This window comes from uncultured Methanobrevibacter sp., from assembly GCF_934746965.1.
In the GTDB taxonomy this organism is placed as follows: domain Archaea; phylum Methanobacteriota; class Methanobacteria; order Methanobacteriales; family Methanobacteriaceae; genus Methanocatella.
On sequence record NZ_CAKVFS010000004.1, the window covers coordinates 51,426 to 72,556 of the forward strand.

Here is a 21,131-nt window from a genome sequence, read left to right on the forward strand (position 1 = left end):
TTATTTATTATTTAAGGTGTTTAAATGAGTGGGGATATTAAAAAAACCATTAGTGAATTACATATTTATGAAAAAAAACTTTTAAAAGAATTAGAAAATAATCCTAATGCAACTCCAGAAGAAATAGCTAAGACTACAGGCATGGATGTTAAATCTGTTATGAGTGCAGCAGGTTCTCTTGCATCAAAAGATATTATTGAAGTAGATAAAGATGTTGAAGAAATTATTTCTTTAACTACTGATGGAAATGAATATGCAAATGAAGGACTTCCGGAACGTAAAATTCTCAGAGTATTATCTTCTAAAAAAGAAATGAATATGGGTGAGTTAGCTAAAGATGCTGATATTGATAAAAAAGAAACTAATATTGCTATTGGTTGGTTAGTTCGTAAAAATTGGGCTAAAATCAATAAAGGTATTGTAACTATAACTGATCATGGTCAAGAATCTTTTAAAAACTTAGGAACTGATGAAAAATTATTAAAACACTTGGAAGAAGCTAAAAATTCTATTAAAAGTAATTTACCTCCTGAATTATTAGATGGATTTAAAAAACTTAATGATAGGAAAAATATTTTAAATATTAAGAAAAACACCTCACACTCTTTTAAAATATTAAATAAAGGTGAAGCTATATTAAAAGAAGGTTTCACTATTCGCGAACAAGCTACTCAGTTAACACACCAACAATTAAAAGATGGGCAATGGAAAGAATTGGAATATCGTCCTTATGATATTAATGCAGAGGCTCCTAAATTTTTCCCAGGTAAAAAACATCCTTTAAGAGAAATCATTGATGAAATCAGAGAAATTTTCTTAAATATGGGGTTCAGCGAAGAAAATGGATCTATTGTTGCTTCTGCATTCTGGAACTTTGATTCTTTATTCCAGCCTCAAGATCATGCGGCACGTGAAATGCAAGATACTTTCTATGTTAAAAATCCATTGACTTGTGATTTGCCTGATCAAACATTAGTTGATGAAACTGCTGAAGTTCATAATACTGGTGGAGATACTGGTTCTACTGGTTGGCAATATGATTGGGATGAAGATGTTGCAAAACAAACAGTTCTAAGAACACATACTACTGGAATTTCAACAAGATATTTATATGAACATGAAGCTCCATTTAAAATGTTTTCAGTAGGTAGGGTATTTAGAAGAGAAACTATTACTTATAAACATTTACCTGAATTCCATCAAGTTGAAGGACTTGTTGGTGGTGAAGGTGTCAATTATCAAAATTTAATGGGCTTTTTAAAAGAATTCTATAAAAAATTAGGTTTTGAAGTTAGATTTAGACCAGCGTACTTCCCATATACTTATTTATCTACTGAATGTGAAGTTTACTTAGAAGATAAAGAAAGTTGGATTGAACTTGGAGGTTCTGGAATGTTTAGACCAGAAGTTCTCAAACCTTTAGGTGTAAATGTCCCTGTTCTTGCTTTTGGTTTAGGTATTGAAAGATTAGCTATGATTAGATATGATATTTCTGATATTCGTATGCTTTATAAAAGTGATATTAATTGGCTTCGTGAGTTACCTATTACAAATGGAGTTAGATTATAAATGTCTATTAAGCTAGTTTCATGGAATGTTAATGGTATTAGAGCAGTTAGCAAAAAAACAGAGTTTTGGGATTGGTTTGATAACACTACTGCAGATATCATTAACTTTCAGGAAGTTAGAGCTACTCAAGAAAATATTCCTGAAAAACTAGCTAATGTAAATGGTTTTAATTTATATATTAATGAAGCTCAAAAAAAGGGATATAGTGGTGTTAGTACTTACTCTAAAATTAAACCTATGAATGTTGTCAGAGGTTTGGGAGTGGAAGAACTAGATAAAGAAGGTCGTGTACTAAGGCTTGAATATCCTGATTTTACTCTTTTTAATATTTATTTTCCAAATAGTGGGATGAAAGCTAAGAGATTGGATTATAAATTAGATTTTTGTAATGCTTTATTGGATTTACTTAAAGATTTAAAAAATCAAGGTCAAAATTTAATTGTCACTGGTGATGTTAATATAGCTCATAATCCTATTGATGTTTATAATCCTGATAATTGTGAAGGTAAATCTGGTTATCTTATTGAAGAAAGAGAATGGTTGGATGAATTATTGTCTAATGGGTTTGTAGATACTTTTAGGATGTTTGATGAATCTGGTGATAATTTTACCTGGTGGAGTTATAGGACTCGTGCTAGAGACCGTAATGCTGGTTGGAGATTGGATTATTTCTTTGTAAATGAAGAATTTAAAAATAAAGTAAAATCAGCAACCATAAAAAATAATGTTTTTGGTTCTGATCATTGTCCAGTTACTTTAGAATTAGATTTATAATATTGTGTTAACATCACCAATATTTTCAATAATAGTAATGTCTAATTGTTCTTTTCTGATATACATTCTATCTTCTTCAGTAACATCAGAATTAACAAGTATTGCACTCATTCCTGCATTTACTGCTCCAAGTGCATCTTCTTTAAATTTATTTCCAATCATTATTGATTTTTCAGGATCTCCATTCATTTTTCTTAATGCAACATCAAATATTAATTTATCTGGTTTTTTCTTTCCAACTTCTTCGGAGGTTATTACAGCATCAAAAAATGAATAAACATTAAGTCTTACTAATTTTTCCCATTGTTTTATTGTAATTCCATTGGAAATCACACCTAAGCGATATCCTTGACTTTTAAGATAAATTAATGTGTCAATAGTTTCGGCAAATGGTCTTAAAAGAGCTATTTTGACATTATGGTATGTAATCATTCCTAAAGCTACAAGCATGGGATCTTCATGGCCTAGAACTACTTCTGTTAATATGTTAAAGTGTTTACCGTAATTTGAACCTTTTTGTCTTATGATTGTTTTTAAAACACCGTAAGCTTCATCTTTATCTAAAGGTAATCCATTATCTACCATTAATTCAATAGCTGCTTTTCTTGCAGTTTGTGCAAATGTTGAAGTGTCAAGTAATGTATCATCAACATCGAAAAATACAACACGGTCGTCATCAGGGTTATTGTGCATCATTATATCTACTTTATATTTTATTGTTATTTAAAGTTTTATTAGAAGAATGCATCTAAACTTGTTTGTTTTTCTCCTTTTGCTAAATCTTCTAAATCTTGTTTTGTATAACCTAAAGAGTACATTATTCTTCCAACAGCAGGAATCATCTGATTGTTGATATAATAATCTCTATCATATTCTAATCCTTCACTGTATTCGTAAGGGACTGCTCTTTGGCTAATTGACCCTTTTCCTTTTGTAATTATATATTGGATTATCGTTCCTTTACTTACTTTAATTCCATGTTCTTCCATTTTTTTAGCTGCAATTACGTGTGGACCAATTTGTTTATAATCAGTTAAAGGTTTTGTAATCTGTGTATGGATTATTAGTTCTTTACCTTCAATTTTCCCAGATTTAAGTCTTTTTAAAACTTCTTTAACAGTATTGATGGCTTTTTTTGTATTACCTTCTTTTAAAATATCCATTAATATGTTTTCTTGTGTTTGTTTTACAATTGGTGCCCAGTCTCTTCTAACTAACTCCAAACCTTTTGCTATAATTTCTCCATCTTCTATAACTGCATATCTTTTTTTACTTACAAAAAATCCTCGTCTATAGAATCCTTCATACTCTAATTCCATTATATCTGGGAGTGTTGCATTAAGTTGAGTTATGAATTTTTGAGCTTGACTTTTAATTTCAGCTTCTAATTCTTGTTGTTCTTTTGTTTCTTCTGGCAATTTTTTAACACCAAATTTATTTTTACTTAATTTATTATTATGGTTTTGATAATTTAAATTATTATGCCTTTGAAAAATTTATCTAGTTTAAAATTGTTTATTTATTAAAAATTGCTTTCAAAATTAGTTATTTACTTAAAAAATATTTTTAAATTATTATCAAATGCTCTTAGTGATTAATTATTTATTTCATGGAATTATAACAATATGTGAGGCGATATGTTATGAAAACTCAAAGATTAATTTCTAGCTATGATGAAATAAATGATATTTTTTATGGGAAAATCGACGGTAAAAATGGTTATTTTGCAAATTATGCTGTAAATAAAGGTATTTTTATAAATATTGATAAAAATGGATTTCCAGTGTCCTTTTTTATAAATCATGCATCTAATGTCTTACATATAAGTAAGGAAATTTTGGAAGAATCTAATGTTAAAGTGGGAATTGATTGTGATAATATTTCAATAATATTTAATATATTTATAAACAATGTAAAAATTTATAATGGTAAATTTGAAAATAATTATAAAATTCCTGCTTTTAATTTCATGTTAGATACAAACTATTAAAGGAAATATTTTTTCCTTTTTTAATTATTCCAATATATTTATTATTTATTTTTAATAGACTAATAAATAGTGATGAGGATGAATAAAAAATTAATGTTTGTTTTGTGTTTGCTTTTATTATTTATTATTCCAGCAGCATCAGCGAATAATACAACTGATATAGAAGTAGATACAACATTTGATAATGAATTACAAAATGTAAATTCTTCAATTGTTGAAGATAACTATGAAGGTGAACAAGCTGTTTTATCAGTTCCTGATGTTGATATGTATTATCATGATGGCACTAAATTAGTAATTAATTTAAGTGATGCAAATGGTAATCCATTAGCTAATAAATCAGTAAGTGTCTTAATTAATGGGGTAAACATGGTTCGTAATACTGCTGAAAATGGTACTATAGCTATTTCTATTAATTTGGAAAGCAATATTTACAATATCACTACATGTTATAAAGAGGATAATATTACAGTTAATTCAATTGTAAATGTTAAATCAACTATTGAAAGCTATGATATTGTTAAAATATTTAGAAATCAAACTCAATTTCATGTTACATTTGTAGATAATGTTGGAAACTTGATTAATAATGCTGATGTAAGATTTAATATTAATGGAGTATTTTATACTAAAAAAACTAATAAATCTGGTGTAGCTACTTTAAATATCAATTTAAATCCAGGAACATATATTATTACAACTACAAATCCAATTACTGGTGAACAAAAAGGAAATAATATTACAGTTAAACCAAATATTGTTGATAATAAAAATCTTATAAAATACTTTAGAAATGATTCTCAATATCATGTTAAAATACTTGATGGTATGGGAAATACTGTTGGAAGTGGTGTAAATGTCACATTCAATATAAATGGAGTATTTTATACAAGAACAACTAATGCTAGTGGAATAGCTACTTTAGCTATTAATTTAAATCCTGGAAATTATATTATAACTGCCATATATAATGAGTGTATGGTTTCTAATAATATAAGTGTTTTACAAACAATACTTTCTTATGATGGAAATATAACTCAAGGGCATTGTTTTTATGTAACTACTCTTGATAATCAAGGTAAAATATTACCTAATCAAAATGTTACCTTTAATATAAATGGAGTGTTTTATGAAAAAATATCAAATGATAAAGGAATAGCTAAGTTAACTATTAATTTAAATCTTGGTGAGTATATTATAACTTCTGAATATAATGGTTGTTTTGTATCTAATATTATAGTTGTTAATAAGTCACAAATCCATCCAAATCCTGGGGATAATAGCCATGCAAGTAGCAGTATATCTGCACCGAATTTTAATTTAAAAGATTTAGTTCAAGATGGATATTATGCAGGAACTCCTGTTTATGATGGAAATTATTATCATGTACCTATTTATGATGAAAATGGAACTTTAGTAGATTCTGTTATAATTAATCCATATAATGGTGAAGTTTTAGGAAGAGGTTAAAATGACTGAAACTGTAATTGAATTGCAAAATATTGTTAAAAAATACAATGATGTTGCAGTTGTAGATGATTTGTCTTTAAAAGTCAAAAAAGGTGAAATATTAGGTTTTTTAGGACCAAATGGTGCTGGAAAAAGTACGTCTATTAACATGATGGTTGGACTGTTAAAACCAACAAGTGGAACTATCTTATTCAATGGAAAAGATTCATCAAATCTTGATAAAAAAGAAATTGGAATCTGTCCACAGGATATTGTGCTATGGAATACTTTAACATGTTTTGAAAATCTTTATATGATGGGAAAAATGTATAATGTTCCAAAAAAAGTATTAAAAGATAGAATTTTGGAAATTCTTGAGAAATTACACTTAATTGATAAAAAAAATGAATTAATATCTTCTTTATCTGGAGGGATGAAACGTAGGATGAATATAGCTATGGCTACTATTCATAATCCTTCTATTGTTGTTTTGGATGAACCTTCAGAAGGTTTAGATCCACAATCTAGACGTTTATTATGGGATTATATTCTCTATCAAAAAGAATTAGGCAATACAGTTATTTTAACTACTCATTTGATGGATGAAGCAGACATGTTAAGTGATAGAGTAGCCATTATTGATCATGGTGAATTATTGAAATTAGACACTCCTAAAAAATTAAAACAGATAATTGGTAAAGGAGATACTGTTCAATTAGAATTAAATAACTATGAAGATAATCCTAAAATCATATCTGCTCTTAAATCTATTTCAGATTTAAATAAAATTTTTGAAACTGAGGATAAAATAAATCTTATTTTATTAGATGCAGTTAAAAAATTACCAGATATAATTCATTTAGTTGAAAATAATAATTCTAAAATAATTGATATTAGTATACGCCAAAATACTTTAGAAGATGTTTTTATTGAGTTAACAGGCAGGCAACTAAGAGAGTGAGTTAAAATGAAAATGTTTGATATTGTCCAATTAAATTTTAAACAATTAACTAGAGATAAAAAGAATTTATTCTTTTTATTATTGTTTCCTGCAGTATTTATGTTAATATTTGGTGTTGCTTTTGGAAGTGGTGTAGAAACTAATGTGGATATAGCTATTGTAAATCATGATAATGCATCAACAACTAATTTAGGAAATGAATTAGTTGATGCAATTAAAGAGTTTAATTCTAGTGAAAATGAAAGTTTATTTTCTGTTCATGAAGTAAGTAATGAAAATCAAGCTCAAAAAATGCTGGAAAATGGTTCAGTTTCAACTATATTAGTTATTCCTCAGGATTTTACTGAAGATATGGGAAATAACCAGTCTAGTTTAGGGGAAGTTGTAATTAAAGGAAATCCTATATCAAGTGATTATGGTATTGGAAGTAGTGTTATTTCAGGTATTGTATCTGAATTTTCTAAAGAAATTATAAAAGAAGTTTCTGGACAAACAATTCCTGAAATTGAGTTAAAATATGAGGACTTAAATATTTCTTCATCATCTACATTTGATTTATATGCTCCAGGTTTAATTATATTTGCAATTTTAATGACTATAACAGTAGTTGCAACTAATGTGGCTCAAGAAGAAGAAAGTGGTATGATTAAACGTTTAAAACTTTCTAAAATGAAAACTAGTGATTATGTTATTGGAAATTTAATTTCCTGGTCTTTTGTTGGAGTAATTCAAGTAATTATAATGCTTTTAGTAGCTATTTTAGTTGGATTTAAATGGGAAGGTGGAGTGTATACATTATTCTTAGCATGTATTGTTGGAGTTGTAACTACATTTTCTTCAGTAGCTGTTGCTTTAATAATTGTAGCATTTTCAAAAAATGCAAAACAAGCTTCAAGTATTTCTCCAATAATTGCTGTTCCATTAAGTTTTATATCTGGATCATTTATTCCATTGCCTGATTGTGTAATAGCTAATTTTGGTGGTCAACCAATACAAATTTATGAAATTTTGCCTTGGAATCAGGCTATTACTGCAGTTCGCCAAGTTTTAACTTATGGACAAGGGTTAAATGCAATATTTACAAATCTAATAATTATATTAATAATGGGTACTATATTATTAGCTATAAGTATTGTTTTATTTAATAAAAAAATTTCAGCACAGGATTAATTTAGGATTTGGTTTATTATGAATACAGAGAATATGGCATATATTTCAATTATTATTGGAGCATTAATTGTATTGTTTGTTATTTCAATTTATGCTATAAGTTATTCTCAGGAAAAAACAAATTTGGAGATTGTTTCTGATTCAAATTTGCATAATGGTGATTCATTTAATTTAAAATTAAGTGATGCTTATAATAGGCCAATTAATAACAAATCAATTGAAATTATTGTAACTGATGCAATAGGTGAAAAAAACTGTTTTAATGTTACAACAAATAATATTGGTGAAAGTAGCTTTGGAATGAATGTTACTCCCGGTGTTTATTCATTTGAATGTATATTTTCAGGAGATAATAGTTATAAGTATTCTAGTGTTTCACAAAATATTTCAGTTTGTGATTACTAGTTTACTTCTTTTTTTTAGTAAAATTCTAATTTTCTTAATTTGAGGTAAGAAATAAAACATTTATATATAATGAAAGAGTAATAGTTTATTATCATTATTCTTTAAGGCTCTTTATTGCTCTCAATATTTAAGTTGTTATTAATTTTCTTGTCACAACAATTTAAATGAAAGGGACTTATTGACGCGATTATTATTTAATTTATATTTATTAGGTGAAATAATGGCAATTTCTCAAGGAAAATCAACAAGATTACCATCTGGTGCAAGGAATGTTGCAAACCGTGGAAAAAGGAAAGCTGAATTAGGTAGAGACCCAGCTGAAACTAGGGTAGATGAAAAAAGATTGAAAAAAATCAGAACTCGTGGTGGAAATGAAAAACTCAGATTAGCTACTGCTAATAAAATGAATTTAACTGATCCTGCTACTGGTAAATCTCAAGTTGTAGATGTTTTAGGTGTAATTGAAAACTCTGCAAACCCAAACTACGTAAGAAGGAACATCATTACTAAAGGTGCTATTGTAGAAACTCCTGAAGGTAATGCTAAAGTAACATCTAGACCTGGTCAAGATGGTGTACTTAACGGAATTTTAATTTAAATAATTTTTTTATTTAAATTTACTTTTTTTTAAAATATTTTTAACATATAACAACTATTATTAAATAGTTGGTATTACAGACATTATAACTATAAACTTTAATTATTTTTTTAGGAGATAAAATGTCAGAAGATAAAATTAGTATGAATCATGGTGCTGGTGGAGAGGTAATGGCTAATTTAATCTCCAAAGCTGTTTTAGAAAATATCACTAAAAAAAGTGTTAATGGTGGTATTAGTTTAGATGCTTTAGATGATGGTGCAACTATTCCTATAGGTGATTATGAGATTGTTGTAACTACTGATGGCCATACTATTGATCCTTTATTCTTCCCTGGTGGAGATATTGGTAGAATTTCTGCAGCGGGAACTATTAATGATGTTTCTGTTATGGGTGCTAAACCACTAGCTATTTCTAATGCAATTATTATGCAAGAAGGTTTTCCTGTTGATGATTTAGATAAAATAATGAAATCTTTAAATAAAACATGTGAAGAAGTTGATGTTGCAGTTATTACTGGTGATACTAAGGTAATGGAGCAAGGAAAGATTGATGGTATTGTAATGGTAACAACAGGTATTGGTATTGCTAAAAAAGGAGAAGTTGTTCGTGATTCTACTTTAGAAGTTGGTGATAAAATTATTGTTACAGGTTCTTTAGGTGATCATGGGATGAGTCTCATGTCATTTAGGGAAGGTTTTGGTTTTGAGACTGATTTAAAATCTGATGTAGCTCCAATGTGGAATGTTATCAAAAAAGCACTTGATGTAGGAGGAGTAACAGCTATGAAAGATCCTACTCGTGGGGGTTTTGCAAATGCCATTAATGAAATGGCTTCAAAATCTGGAAATGGTGTTTTACTTAAACAGGATGCAATTCCAATCAAAAAAGAAGTTCATGCTGTTTCTGAAATGTTAGGTATTGATCCATTTGAAGTAGCTAATGAAGGAAAAGTTGTTATGGGTGTTAAAGCAGATAAAGCTGAATCAGTTCTTGAAGCAATTAAAACAGAGGAATATGGAAAAGATGCAGCTATTATTGGGGAAGTTGTTGAAGGGGATTATGTTGTTGTTGAAACACCTATTGGTGGTGAAAGAATACTTGAAGCTCCAATAGCTGATCCAGTTCCAAGAGTTTGTTAATTAGGTGGTATTATGGCAAGTTTATTTACACGAAGAATTATAGCATATTTTGCTGATTTTTTTGTAGTTTCAGCATTTATGTGGATTGTATCTTTTGTGTTGTATATGGTGGTGAATCCATATAGTATGAATTCTATTTATTATTATTTTCCATTTGTTGTGCCTGTATTAATATTGGTGTATTTTATTGTATGTGAAAAATGTAAAGGAGCTACTGTGGGTAAAGCTTTATTATATCTGCAAGTTAGGTCTAATAATGGTGAATATATTTCATGGACACAAGCTTTTGTACGTAACTTAACTAAAATATATTGGGTTCCAATAATTTTTGATTGGGCTATAGGTAAAATATTAGGTAAAAATGATAGAATTTTAAATTCAATAACTAAAACAAGAGTTTTTGATGAATTAAGATAAAACTCTTTTCTTTTTTTCTTTTGGTGTTTTTTATGATTGATAGAGTGCAAGTGTTATGGTATTTAAATAAAGATGATTTAGAAAATTATTGCTTGGACTTTAAACCTTATAAATCTCATAAACTTGAAGGTTATGAAATTTGTGAAGTTGATGAGGACCTAATTTTTGATTTATGTGATAAGGATCCAGATAGGTTAGAACCTATTGATTATTTTAAAAATAAAAAAGAAATTGAAAATTATTTAACTGATTTTATTACAAATGAAGAGTATGAATTAGCTATTGACTCTCCAGAACTTAAAGATAAAATTAATAAAGCTATTAAAACTATTGATTTTTCTGGTGAGGATTATTATATCAGTGTTGGGTCTGGTGAAATTGGTTCTAATGAAAATAAGATAGTTAGCTGGTATGAAGCTCTTAAAAAAGAATATAACAGTTCTTCAAAAGATAATATGTGGGTTTTAATGGTTACTGGTTATGATCCATATGATTTAAAGCCAAGTGGTAAAGTTTTAACTTATGTGTTGGCAGATATTTTAAATTTACATGAATCTTATTTTGATGATATTATTCCAAATAAAGGTATTTTGGAAATTTCTGAATGGAATGCTATTTTAGATAATGTTTATAAGAAAAATAAACTGTATTTGGGACTTCATAGATCTGTTTAAAAAATAAAAGTGAGAAATTATATACTGCCTTTAGCAAATTCGCTTGGAGGTATGTACATAATTTCAGCTAAATTTTCATGTAATAGTTCTCTATTTATATCTTGATTTTCAGTATAAACAATAGCTAATGTTCTATTGTATTTATCGTAGTGTTTTTTATCATCAATGTCTAAGTAAACAGTTTTTCCAAGACATTTTTCTTTAACATAATCTTTAGCTTCTTGGTATCCATCTTCCCCTTTTTCGGGAGTGTTTACTTGTACAAATCTGATTTTTCCAATACCATCTACCCAGATTGTGTCTCCATCTACTACTTTATAACATTTTCCACTAGCTTCATAGTGTACACTTCTTACTTCATGTGTTTTAGAGTCCTCAATATTAAGTGTTCCTTGTGATGGAGCTGCTGCTACTTCATTATCTATAATGTTTGAAATTACAAATACTCCAACAAATAATATGAGTAATATTAATGAGATGTTTTTTGAATTCATTGTTATTATATATTATGTTAAATTAAATAAATATTGTGTTTTAATCGTGTATACAGTAACTCTGAAACCTGCAGTGTTTACATTTATTGGTATTTTTTGTTTTTATAAATGGTTTTTCTCCATTAAATAATCCATTCATTCTCTCAATTAGAAATTTAATTGATTTTTCTGCATCTTCATCAAATTCTTCACTCCAAAAAATGTTGTCTGTTCCCCGTTGTCTTAGAGCACCTACAATTTTTCTATTATCATTTATCATATTTTTAAATGCGAGACAGTAAGCTCTAACTTGGTTTATTGTTGAATTGTAGGCTCTATTTCCAGGTTTGTCATCAATTATTATAAATTCTTCAGGTGTCATCCATATTTCATCTATAAATCCTCTGATTCCTTCTTGAGGTGCAATTACAAACATTTCTCTAGTTAATATTTTTTGTGTTTTTGAAAGATCAAGTACTTCCTGAAATGTTGAGGGTGTTGCTGTTTTTTGAAATTTTTCTTCTAACTGATTATGAACTTTAGTTCCTTTACTCATGGCTTCAGTTTCTCCAACTTTTATTCCTTGGAAGTACTGAAGATATAGCTGATACTCACAATATCCTTGTTGATTTAACCAGCTAATAGGGAAATTGTTTTTACCATCAATAATTTGAACACCTTTGATGTCAGGATGATATTTAATATCCCAGTCTTTATCTAAATCAGTGATAATTTTGTTTTCCATAATCAATATTTTAGATTCAATAATATTTAAATATCATCAAGTCTTAATTTTATTTTAATTAAATAAATTGGGATATAAAAATGATTTTTACTAAAAATGATGATATAAATAATGAAGATATTGCAAATAAAGTAAAAACATTTGAAAATATTGTGGGTAGTGCTCTAGTTCAAAAATTAATTCAAGCAACAACTGATGAATGTAAAAAATGTGGTGCTAATCGTTTAGAAGTTGCTATTGATTATTATTTAGGTAAAAGAAAAGATATTTGTTTAAAATGCAGATTATTAGTTCCAATAATTAAAATGGTAATTGGAAATAGTATTGATATATTTGGGATCTCTGAAAAAGAATTAATTGAAATGATGCAGGATTCTTATTGGACTAAAGGATTAGTAAGTGTAATCAAAGGCTTGGGAATTTTAGGAATTAAAAAACCATTTATTCCAGCTGCACCTCTTCAAGTTCAATGGGATTTAACACAAAGTAATTTATCTTTTGATGAAATTCATAATGGAATAGATAAATTAGCTGATTTTGGAGTTGCACATATTACATTTATTGGAAATATTGAATCAACATTTATTAAACATGCTTGTGATAGGGGAATTTATCCTTGTTTAGCTACTAATGGGTTTAACTTAGATAAAATTGATAAATATGTTGAATCGGGTCTTAAATTTGTAGATATTTCTTTAGAAAGTATTATTCCAGTTAAACATGATGAAATAATGGGAATGCATAATTCTTGGCAAAATGCAGTTGATTCAATTAAAAAATACAATGAAAAAGATATTTATGTTGAAGTTTCAACAAAAGTAAATAAAAATAATATTTTGGAAATTCCACAATTAATTGAATTTTTAAAAGAATTAGGTGTTGGCTGGTATAAATTAGATGTAGTTACCTCTGATTTAACATGCAATCAGAGATTAGAATTATTTAAATTAATTTACATGGAAAATATTAATGAAAACATGCAAATATTAGTTAACGATCCTCAATTTGGAGATATTACAACAAATATCCAATGTAATAATGTTAATATAATTCCAACTCATTTTTTTAATTTAAATTATACAGAAAGTTCAATGAAGGAACTTGGAAATTATATTGGTAGCTGTGGTGCTGGAAGATTTTATTTGGCATTAAATGGAAATGGGGATATTTTACCTTGTGAATATTTTCAGGACTTTAAAATAGCTAATATAAATGATGATTTAAGTGATGTATGGTTAAATAATGAAATTTTATTAAAATTTAGAAATAGGAATCTTTTAAAAGGTAAATGTGGAAATTGTGAATCAAAATATATTTGTGGAGGATGTAGACTTAGAGCATTTGTTAATGATGGTGATTTTTTAGAAACTGATGATGATTGTTTAAAAGAGCTTAAGGAAGTTCTTTTAAATTAATTATAAATAGCTATTTTAACAAATATTAGGTTAATGAGTAATATAACATTTGATGATTTTGAGATTTTAGCAGAAATTAAAAAATCAATAAGAGAAATGGGTTTTGAAGAGCCAAGCCCAATACAAGAATTAACTATCCCTGAAGCTCTTAAAGGGATTGATATAATAGGACAGGCACAAACAGGTACTGGAAAAACATTAGCTTTCACTGTTCCATTACTTCAAAAGATTTTCATACCGGATAATTCTCCTCAAGCTATTGTATTGTGTCCAACAAGGGAATTATGTATTCAAGTAGCTGGTGAAATTGGTAAAATAGGTTCACACATGAAAAAACTTAAAATTTTACCAGTTTATGGTGGTCAACCGATTGGAAGGCAAATTAGGGTGTTGAATAAAGGGGTTCATGTAGTTATTGGAACTCCAGGTCGTGTTTTAGATCATATTGAAAGAAAAACTTTAGATTTAAAAGGAATTTCAACTGTTGTGTTAGATGAAGCAGATGAAATGTTGGATATGGGTTTCAGAGAAGATATTGAAAAAATATTGAGACACACTCCAAAACAAAGACAAACTTTGCTTTTTTCAGCTACAATGCCTAGTGAGATTAAAAGAATCACTAAATTTTATCAAAAAAAGCCTAAACATTTAAAAGTAGCTCAAAATCAAATGACTGTTCCTGAGATAACTCAATATTATTTTGAAACAAGAGAAAAAGATAAACTTGAAAATTTAACTCGTTTAATTGATGTTTATGATGTTAATTTAGGTTTAGTATTTTGTAATACTAAAAAAAGAGTTGATTGGGTTGCTAAAAATTTAAGAAATAGGGGTTATGCTGCTGAGGGTATTCATGGAGATATGAATCAAAAGTCTCGTGATAAGGTTATGAGAAAATTCCGTAATGGGAATATTGAGATATTAATAGCTACTGATGTTGCTGCTCGTGGAATTGATGTACCTAATGTTGAAATAGTTGTTAACTATGATGTTCCTCAAAATCCTGAGTACTATGTTCATAGGATTGGAAGAACTGGTAGGGCAGGTAATATGGGTTATGCATTTACTTTTGTTGCAGGCAAAGAAATTTATAGTTTAAGAACTATTAAAAAAGTAACAAAATCTAAAATTAAACAAAGGAAAATTCCATCATATAAAGAAATGGAAAATATTAAAAATACTCAGCTAATGAATTCTGTTAAAAATTCTATAGAAAAAGATAATTTAGAAAAATATGTAAGTTTGGTTGAAAAAGCAATGGAAGATGATTTTGATTCTGTGGATATAGCTGCTGCTTTGTTTAAAATGGTTAAGGAAAATTAATCATTTTCCCCCATCAATTATATCAAATTTTATTTTTTGATCTTCAAGTTCACGTGTGAATGACTTAGTCATGTCTCCAACACATAATGCTAAAACATTTAATCCTTTACGGGCAGCATTTGCTGTAGCTTGTGGTGCTGCATATTCAATAGTAACTGGGAGATCTAACATATTAGCTACTGCTCTTGAAACAGTTCCAGCAATAGCTACTCTGTCTATTTTTTTACCATTGGTTGTTCCACGTTCATAAATAGTTTTAATTAATTCTAAGTCGGCTTTATTAGATCCACCTTCTTTAATCGTTGGTAGATTAATAACAACAGCCTCACCAACAGTCATATTAATTAAACCAGTAAGATTAGATAATGCTACATCACAGCCTTCATCAGCATCCTCTAAAACAACTCCTGTTGCATCTTCTTCTTTTTTATGAGCATATAAAACTCCAGAATCCATATAAAGACCAACAATTTCATCTTTTTTAAGATTTTCTTTTGCAATAGCTGGCCATATAGTTTTATAATGATTCATGGTTTCTAAAACAGAATCAGAATATTTTCTAAGAGAAATAGCATCTCTTTTAACTTTATCAATACCTTTTTGAGTTATTTTATATGGTGATCTCCCATCTTTTGATGTAATATATTCGTTTTCAATAAGTGTTTTGATATTTTCTGAAACAGCTTGGATAGTGATTCCTAAGGTTTCTGCTAAATCTTTTTGTTTAAGGTGAGGGTTTTGTTTTGAGATTTCACTTAAAATTTGAAAATGTGTTAAGGCACCTCTTTTTTTAAATGCTTTCATTGTATTCATTCCTCATTTTTTTCAATAATATTTAGTTTTAATTTAATGTTATATTTAAGTTTCTATTTTTCCTTCTAACTTTTGATTAAATTTTTCAAGAAATTCTGATTTTTTTTCAGTTGGAATGTATGCTCCACAAGCGATGGCATGGCCTCCACCTGTACCTCCAACTTCATTAGCAATTTCACGAATAATATTACCAAAGTGGATTCCATCGTAAGCAAGAAGTTTAGAACATCTAAGTGATATTTTAATTTGATTGTCTTTAGGTTTACTAAATCCTAAAATAGGTTTTTTCCAATTACAGTAACCTAAAACCATTCCTGTTATTGTCCCTATGATATTGGAGGCAATATCTTCATCAAAATCATTACAATCAAAATATTGGAAATTATTCAATTCAATAATTTCTGAATGATAATTGTCAGCAACTTTACTAATAGATGTAGCTAAGTTATATTTATGTGTTTTACTAATTTCTTCTAATTCATCTAGAGCAACAAGCCTATCTCCTTTAAGAATATCTACTCCAACAGATTCTTCACGATTTCTACCACAAGCATTCATAGCTGTTGAAAACTCGCAACCATCTCTTAAAAAACTACCTTCTTCTTCATTTAAAAATGTGTATGCATCTCCAATAATTAATTTTGGAACATGTTTAAGATATTTAAGAGGAACTCTTTTAGAAATCATAGTTACTAAAAATTTTTTTATTTCGGTTTTATCTTCTGGTGTAACTTCAGATAATGTTTTTCTATTGTGTTTTTCATCAACACCAAGTTTTTCTAAAACTGCTTTAGCTTCTTGCTGATTATTAGTTATTGGTAACTTAACATCACTAAAATAAGATAAAGCAACATATAATGGTCTGGTACTACGCCCATAAATGTTTAAATCATTTTTAGTTACTTTTAAAAGACCTTCATTAATAGCATCTTCTTGGATAATTTCATTTAAACCTTCAAAGTGTCCACTTTTGTTGTTTTGCATATCTCCGATAGCTGCTAAAATTCCAATCCAACTTAAATCTTTAAAACCAAATGTTTTAGCTAAAAAATAGCATAATCCACCACCACAAATATAGTAAGATCCATCAATACCATAAAATAAAGGATTGATTTCAAGATATGTGTAAGATTTGTCTTTATTATAATTCCTATCTCTTAATGGGGGGTGGTGGTCTAAAATTAAAATCTTCTGATTTTCTTTTGCATTTTTGTCAACTCCTTGACCAGAACCTAAATCAGAAAAAATGGTTAGTTGGTGATTTAAGTTTAAATTTTCTATTTCATCTAAGTTAACAAATTCAATTTCATAATTTTTATTTAATCTGTCTAATATTATAGATAGAATTGCACCAGAGCAGATTCCATCACAGTCAGTATGAGTATAGATTTTAATATCATCATTTTTCTCTATTAACTGTTTAGCTTTAAGAAACTGCTCTTGCATTCCTTCGGGTATTTCCATCATTGTTTTATTTCCTGTAGTTTTAAACTAATTTCTTTTAAAAGTTCTAATTTAGGTTTATCACTTTCAACTAAAATTCTGCCAGATTTTTCATACCATTTACCGGGATATGATCTTTCTTTTTGAGTGCTATGGGATAAATTTAATCTTTTTAAAGCTTTTTCAATATCTTGTAAACTTGGCTGAGCTACAGCAATTTCTTTTGATACTTTTCTACCTTCACTTAATGATAAATTTTTATCTAAGTATTGTGGCCATACTGTAATCATTTATTTCACCTTATTTCTATTTTATTTGTGTTTCAAATATTTCTAAAGCATTTTTAACAACTAAATCCATATTATAATATTTATATTGTGCTAAACGTCCAGCAAATATTACTTTTTCTTCTTTTTCCATTTCCTTTTGATACTGATGGAATTTATCTAAATATTCTTGAGTCGGATATGGATAACATAATTCTCCATTAAATCCAGGATACTCTTTCATAATTGCAGTTTTACCTTTAATATCCTGCATAGTTAATTTTTTAAACTCAGTAATACGTGTAAAGTAAGGATGATTTGGATAATTAACAACACCAACTTCTTGATATGAATCTTCATCTAAAATATCATATACAAAGTTTAAACACCTGTACAATAATTCTCCATATTTGTAATTGTAGAAGTAATCAATAGGGCCTGTATAAATTAAAGTTTCATATTCAATATCTTTTAAATAATCTTTATAATCTGTATTTAAAACAACTTTAATTTTATCATTATCAATCATCTTTTCACACATTTTAGTGAAACCTTCTTTTGGCATTCCTTGATAAGTATCTTCAAAATATCTTGTATCATGATTAAACCTAAAAGGAATTCTTGAAATTACCGAAGAATCTAAATTAGCTGCTGATGTTCCCCATTGTTTTTCAGTATAATTTTTAAAAAGTTTATTATAAATGTCACGACCAGCATTTTTTAAAACAACATCTTCACTTGATTTAATTTCGTTTATATCTTCTTTATGTTTGTCAATCCATTTTTTCATAGATTCTTCATCTAAATCAAGGTCATATAATGCATTTAATGTATCAATGCAAATAGGCATTGGCACTAATTTACCATCAACATTACTCAAAACATGATGTTCATAATCTAACCATTCTGTAAAGTTGGAAAGATAATCATAAACTATTTTTTCATTTGTATGGAAGATATGAGGCCCATATTTTTGTATTAAAAGACCTTCATCATAGAAATCATAAATATTTCCACCAATATGATTTCTTTTTTCAATAATTAAAACTTCTTCATTAAGTTCATTAGCTATTCTTTCAGCTATTGTTAAACCAGAAAGACCAGCTCCAACAATCACATATTTCATTATACCAACTTACTCCTTATGTATTTTAATTGCAGATTCAATAGCTGTTGTCATAGAAGATAATAACATTTTAGTTTTTAAATCACTTTTGTGAATCTTTTTAAGCTTCTCAACTTTACTTAATAATAATTTATTTTCATCTTTGGTAAATGGAGAGTTCTTCCAAGTATGCATCCAATAAATTAAATGAGGATTTACTGAAATTGTCTGAATATCTTTAGAAAATCTTTCGGTACACTGTCTAGCATAAATATAAGAATCCATTAAATCTCCAAGGAATCTAACATTAACATTATTAGTAATGGACTTGTCATCAGGTAAATCACGTACATAATAATCATAACACATGAAATTATTTAAATATACAATTCCATTAGCTTTAAGAAGAGTTTCTAAAGTAAATGCTAAATCGTCCCCAGAAACAAATGGCTGATAACGAATATTCTTGTCCATGATTAATTCTCTTTTAAAAATTTTACTCCAAACAGAAGGAGCCATTTTTAATAAATCTGGTTCTTCTTTAATATTTTTAACATGGATAACATCAACAGGTTCATTTCTTTGGTATTTTCCTTGGATAGTTTTACCATATAATACATGTTCTAAAACATGATCCCAAACATAATCAGGTACATTTAAATGATTAGCTGTTTCAAATGTTTCATCAGGATATGCACTTTCTAAATCATCTAAATAAGGAGAATATGATTTTTGAACAGTTTCACCATAAGTATAAATTCTTCTAAACCTACCAAAAGCCATATCTGCATCATATTTAGTTACCGCATCATATAATACTTCACAAGCATCTAAAGTGTATCTGTCATCAGGATCTAAAAACATAATATAATCCCCACTACACTCTTCAATACCTCTATTACGAGGTCCGTTAGCTGCACCAGTATTTTTCTCTAAGTGAATAGCTTTACAACAATCATATTTTTCATCATATTCATCAATGATTTTTCCACTTTCATCAGTAGAACAATCATCTACCATAATGATTTCTAAATTTTCATTTCCTATAGTTTGATTGATTAAAGAATCAATTCCTCCTCTTAAATGAGGACCAACATTAAAAATAGGTAAAATAATACTTATTTTATCTTCCATGAGAATCTCTCCAAGTTTCAAATAATAATTCCATCATATCTTGAACAGTGTAAGTATCAGGATATATATAATTAATATTATATTGATCTAAAATTTTACCAGTAATGGGACCAATACAAACAGTTAATAAATTATTAGAAAGTAAATTAGCTAATTCTTCTTTATTTTTAGCTATTTTAAAAAAGTTACTAACTGTTAAAGGACTAGTAAAAGTAATTGCATCAATTTCTTTGTTTTTTATTTTAGCTATTAAATCATTAATTTTACCTTCATCCATTGGGAATAATGATTTATATGCTTCAGCAAGTATAACTTTATTATTAAGCTTTTCTAGACCTTCTGGTAAAACAGCTCTTGCAGATGCAGTTCTGGGAATCCCAATTATTTGATTTGTAATATTTCTTTTTTCAAACTCTTCTAAAAGACCTTCAGCAGTAAAATCATCAGGTATTAAATCAACATTTACTCCTTGGTTTTTAGCTATTTTTCCAGTTTTATTTCCAATTACTGCAACTTTACAATCTAAATTCTCTAAAAAATCAGGATAAAAAAGATTTAAAGAAGTAATGGTAGTTGGAGAAGTAAAAACAATCCAATCTAAAGAATCTTTATTAGCTACTAAATTCTTTAAAGATGGGGTGTTAACTGGTTTTAAGTCTAAAGTAGGGGCTAAGACATATTCTCCCCCTAAATTCTCAACAATCTCACAAGCTGCTTTAGATCTGTCAACAGGTCTTGTAATTGCAACAACAGGTCTTGACATTTAATTTACCTTCCAAATAATTTAATAATATTATAATTTTTGATTTTATTAGTTAATATTATTTATGTATTATTTTACAAAATGGTAAAGTGATTTGTTACAAAGTAGTAAAGTGAAATACTACAAAATAGTAAAGTAAATAACTAGAACTAAATCTAAAAAAATGATTTTATATATTATTCTATTGTGATATCAGCATAGGATTTAACTATAGATTGTTAATGAATGATTTGAACATTTGGTTTTATTTTTGAAAAACTTATGTATAAAAGATAATTTCTTTTTTAATTATTTTTACCATAAATTTAGGTACTTGGGTAATCTTAGTTTATTTTATTTTTGGAGTATTTTAAAAACTTTGAATAAATTCTTAGCATAGGAATTTATTGTTTTTTATAATTAAATTAATATTTCATAAGTACGGCACTAATTATAAGTTTTTATCTATTTTTTCATTGATTATAATAAAATTAATAAGATACAAAAATTAATAATAATTAAT

At 27.7% G+C, this 21,131-nt stretch carries 23 protein-coding genes; 13 read left to right on the forward strand and 10 right to left on the reverse strand.

What is annotated here, in order from left to right; all coding sequences use genetic code 11:
- The first annotated feature begins 24 nt into the window (after positions 1-24).
- Both Q0984_RS04065 and xth read left to right on the forward strand, forming a co-directional pair.
- Positions 25-1,569, forward strand: coding sequence for a phenylalanine--tRNA ligase subunit alpha (locus Q0984_RS04065; protein WP_299523961.1), 1,545 nt, complete (start codon positions 25-27; stop codon positions 1,567-1,569).
- On the forward strand, positions 1,570-2,343 hold the full coding sequence (gene xth / locus Q0984_RS04070; protein ID WP_299523964.1) for an exodeoxyribonuclease III: 774 nt from the start codon (positions 1,570-1,572) through the stop codon (positions 2,341-2,343).
- Here the strand turns inward: xth and Q0984_RS04075 are convergent.
- The gene (locus Q0984_RS04075; protein ID WP_299523967.1) at positions 2,338-3,039 is read right to left on the reverse strand and encodes a TIGR02253 family HAD-type hydrolase; all 702 of its coding nucleotides are present in this window, start codon (positions 3,037-3,039) and stop codon (positions 2,338-2,340) included. The genes xth and Q0984_RS04075 overlap by 6 nt on opposite strands.
- 38 nt (positions 3,040-3,077) lie before the next feature.
- On the reverse strand, positions 3,078-3,761 hold the full coding sequence (locus Q0984_RS04080) for a DNA polymerase domain-containing protein (RefSeq protein ID WP_299523969.1): 684 nt from the start codon (positions 3,759-3,761) through the stop codon (positions 3,078-3,080).
- A 224-nt stretch (positions 3,762-3,985) separates the two neighbouring features.
- Here Q0984_RS04080 and Q0984_RS04085 point away from each other — a divergent pair, with 224 nt between their 5' ends.
- The 9 genes from Q0984_RS04085 (at position 3,986) to Q0984_RS04125 (ending at position 11,149) form a co-directional block, all read left to right on the forward strand.
- The gene (locus Q0984_RS04085; protein ID WP_299523971.1) at positions 3,986-4,333 is read left to right on the forward strand and encodes a hypothetical protein; all 348 of its coding nucleotides are present in this window, start codon (positions 3,986-3,988) and stop codon (positions 4,331-4,333) included.
- A 78-nt stretch (positions 4,334-4,411) separates the two neighbouring features.
- Positions 4,412-5,803 carry a hypothetical protein gene (locus tag Q0984_RS04090; protein WP_299523973.1) on the forward strand — a complete coding sequence of 464 codons (1,392 nt, stop codon included), beginning with the start codon at positions 4,412-4,414 and terminating at the stop codon, positions 5,801-5,803.
- Between the two features lies 1 nt (position 5,804).
- Positions 5,805-6,743, forward strand: coding sequence for an ATP-binding cassette domain-containing protein (locus tag Q0984_RS04095; RefSeq protein WP_299523975.1), 939 nt, complete (start codon positions 5,805-5,807; stop codon positions 6,741-6,743).
- A 6-nt stretch (positions 6,744-6,749) separates the two neighbouring features.
- Positions 6,750-7,913, forward strand: a complete 1,164-nt coding sequence (locus tag Q0984_RS04100) for an ABC transporter permease (RefSeq protein WP_299523978.1) — start codon at positions 6,750-6,752, stop codon at positions 7,911-7,913.
- An 18-nt stretch (positions 7,914-7,931) separates the two neighbouring features.
- On the forward strand, positions 7,932-8,318 hold the full coding sequence (locus Q0984_RS04105) for an adhesin (RefSeq protein WP_299523981.1): 387 nt from the start codon (positions 7,932-7,934) through the stop codon (positions 8,316-8,318).
- Positions 8,319-8,538: 220 nt separating this feature from the next.
- Entirely contained in the window at positions 8,539-8,916 is a 378-nt protein-coding gene (locus Q0984_RS04110; RefSeq protein ID WP_004033374.1) for a 30S ribosomal protein S8e, read from the forward strand.
- A 122-nt stretch (positions 8,917-9,038) separates the two neighbouring features.
- Positions 9,039-10,058, forward strand: a complete 1,020-nt coding sequence (hypE, locus tag Q0984_RS04115; RefSeq protein WP_299523985.1) for a hydrogenase expression/formation protein HypE — start codon at positions 9,039-9,041, stop codon at positions 10,056-10,058.
- A 12-nt stretch (positions 10,059-10,070) separates the two neighbouring features.
- Positions 10,071-10,475, forward strand: a complete 405-nt coding sequence (locus Q0984_RS04120; protein ID WP_299523988.1) for an RDD family protein — start codon at positions 10,071-10,073, stop codon at positions 10,473-10,475.
- A 32-nt stretch (positions 10,476-10,507) separates the two neighbouring features.
- Entirely contained in the window at positions 10,508-11,149 is a 642-nt protein-coding gene (locus tag Q0984_RS04125; RefSeq protein WP_299523991.1) for a hypothetical protein, read from the forward strand.
- A gap of 17 nt (positions 11,150-11,166) precedes the next feature.
- On the opposite strand, the gene Q0984_RS04130 is transcribed toward Q0984_RS04125, so the two are convergent.
- On the reverse strand, positions 11,167-11,574 hold the full coding sequence (locus Q0984_RS04130) for a thermonuclease family protein (protein ID WP_299524389.1): 408 nt from the start codon (positions 11,572-11,574) through the stop codon (positions 11,167-11,169).
- A gap of 109 nt (positions 11,575-11,683) precedes the next feature.
- Entirely contained in the window at positions 11,684-12,367 is a 684-nt protein-coding gene (locus Q0984_RS04135; RefSeq protein WP_299523993.1) for a PD-(D/E)XK nuclease family protein, read from the reverse strand.
- Between the two features lie 80 nt (positions 12,368-12,447).
- Here Q0984_RS04135 and Q0984_RS04140 point away from each other — a divergent pair, with 80 nt between their 5' ends.
- Positions 12,448-13,782, forward strand: coding sequence for a radical SAM/SPASM domain-containing protein (locus Q0984_RS04140; RefSeq protein ID WP_299523996.1), 1,335 nt, complete (start codon positions 12,448-12,450; stop codon positions 13,780-13,782).
- 33 nt (positions 13,783-13,815) lie between these two features.
- A complete protein-coding gene (locus Q0984_RS04145; RefSeq protein WP_299523999.1) occupies positions 13,816-15,105 on the forward strand; it encodes a DEAD/DEAH box helicase in 1,290 nt (429 codons plus the stop codon).
- On the opposite strand, the gene Q0984_RS04150 is transcribed toward Q0984_RS04145, so the two are convergent.
- From Q0984_RS04150 to Q0984_RS04175, 6 genes are read right to left on the reverse strand one after another with little or no spacing between them, the layout of a single operon-like run.
- The gene (locus Q0984_RS04150; RefSeq protein ID WP_299524002.1) at positions 15,106-15,909 is read right to left on the reverse strand and encodes a winged helix-turn-helix transcriptional regulator; all 804 of its coding nucleotides are present in this window, start codon (positions 15,907-15,909) and stop codon (positions 15,106-15,108) included.
- Between the two features lie 54 nt (positions 15,910-15,963).
- Positions 15,964-17,385: a DHH family phosphoesterase gene (locus tag Q0984_RS04155; RefSeq protein WP_299524005.1), complete on the reverse strand. Its 1,422-nt coding sequence runs from the start codon at positions 17,383-17,385 to the stop codon at positions 15,964-15,966.
- A complete protein-coding gene (locus tag Q0984_RS04160; protein ID WP_299524007.1) occupies positions 17,382-17,651 on the reverse strand; it encodes a signal recognition particle subunit SRP19/SEC65 family protein in 270 nt (89 codons plus the stop codon). Before Q0984_RS04160 ends, Q0984_RS04155 begins: the two co-directional genes overlap by 4 nt.
- A gap of 16 nt (positions 17,652-17,667) precedes the next feature.
- Positions 17,668-18,753 carry a UDP-galactopyranose mutase gene (glf, locus tag Q0984_RS04165; RefSeq protein WP_299524010.1) on the reverse strand — a complete coding sequence of 362 codons (1,086 nt, stop codon included), beginning with the start codon at positions 18,751-18,753 and terminating at the stop codon, positions 17,668-17,670.
- 9 nt (positions 18,754-18,762) lie between these two features.
- Positions 18,763-19,866 (reverse strand): glycosyltransferase family 2 protein, encoded by a 1,104-nt coding sequence (locus tag Q0984_RS04170; RefSeq protein WP_299524013.1) that lies wholly within the window; start codon positions 19,864-19,866, stop codon positions 18,763-18,765.
- Positions 19,856-20,629: a uroporphyrinogen-III synthase gene (locus Q0984_RS04175; protein ID WP_299524017.1), complete on the reverse strand. Its 774-nt coding sequence runs from the start codon at positions 20,627-20,629 to the stop codon at positions 19,856-19,858. The genes Q0984_RS04170 and Q0984_RS04175 overlap by 11 nt, the downstream gene beginning before the upstream one ends.
- Between the last annotated feature and the right edge of the window lie 502 nt (positions 20,630-21,131).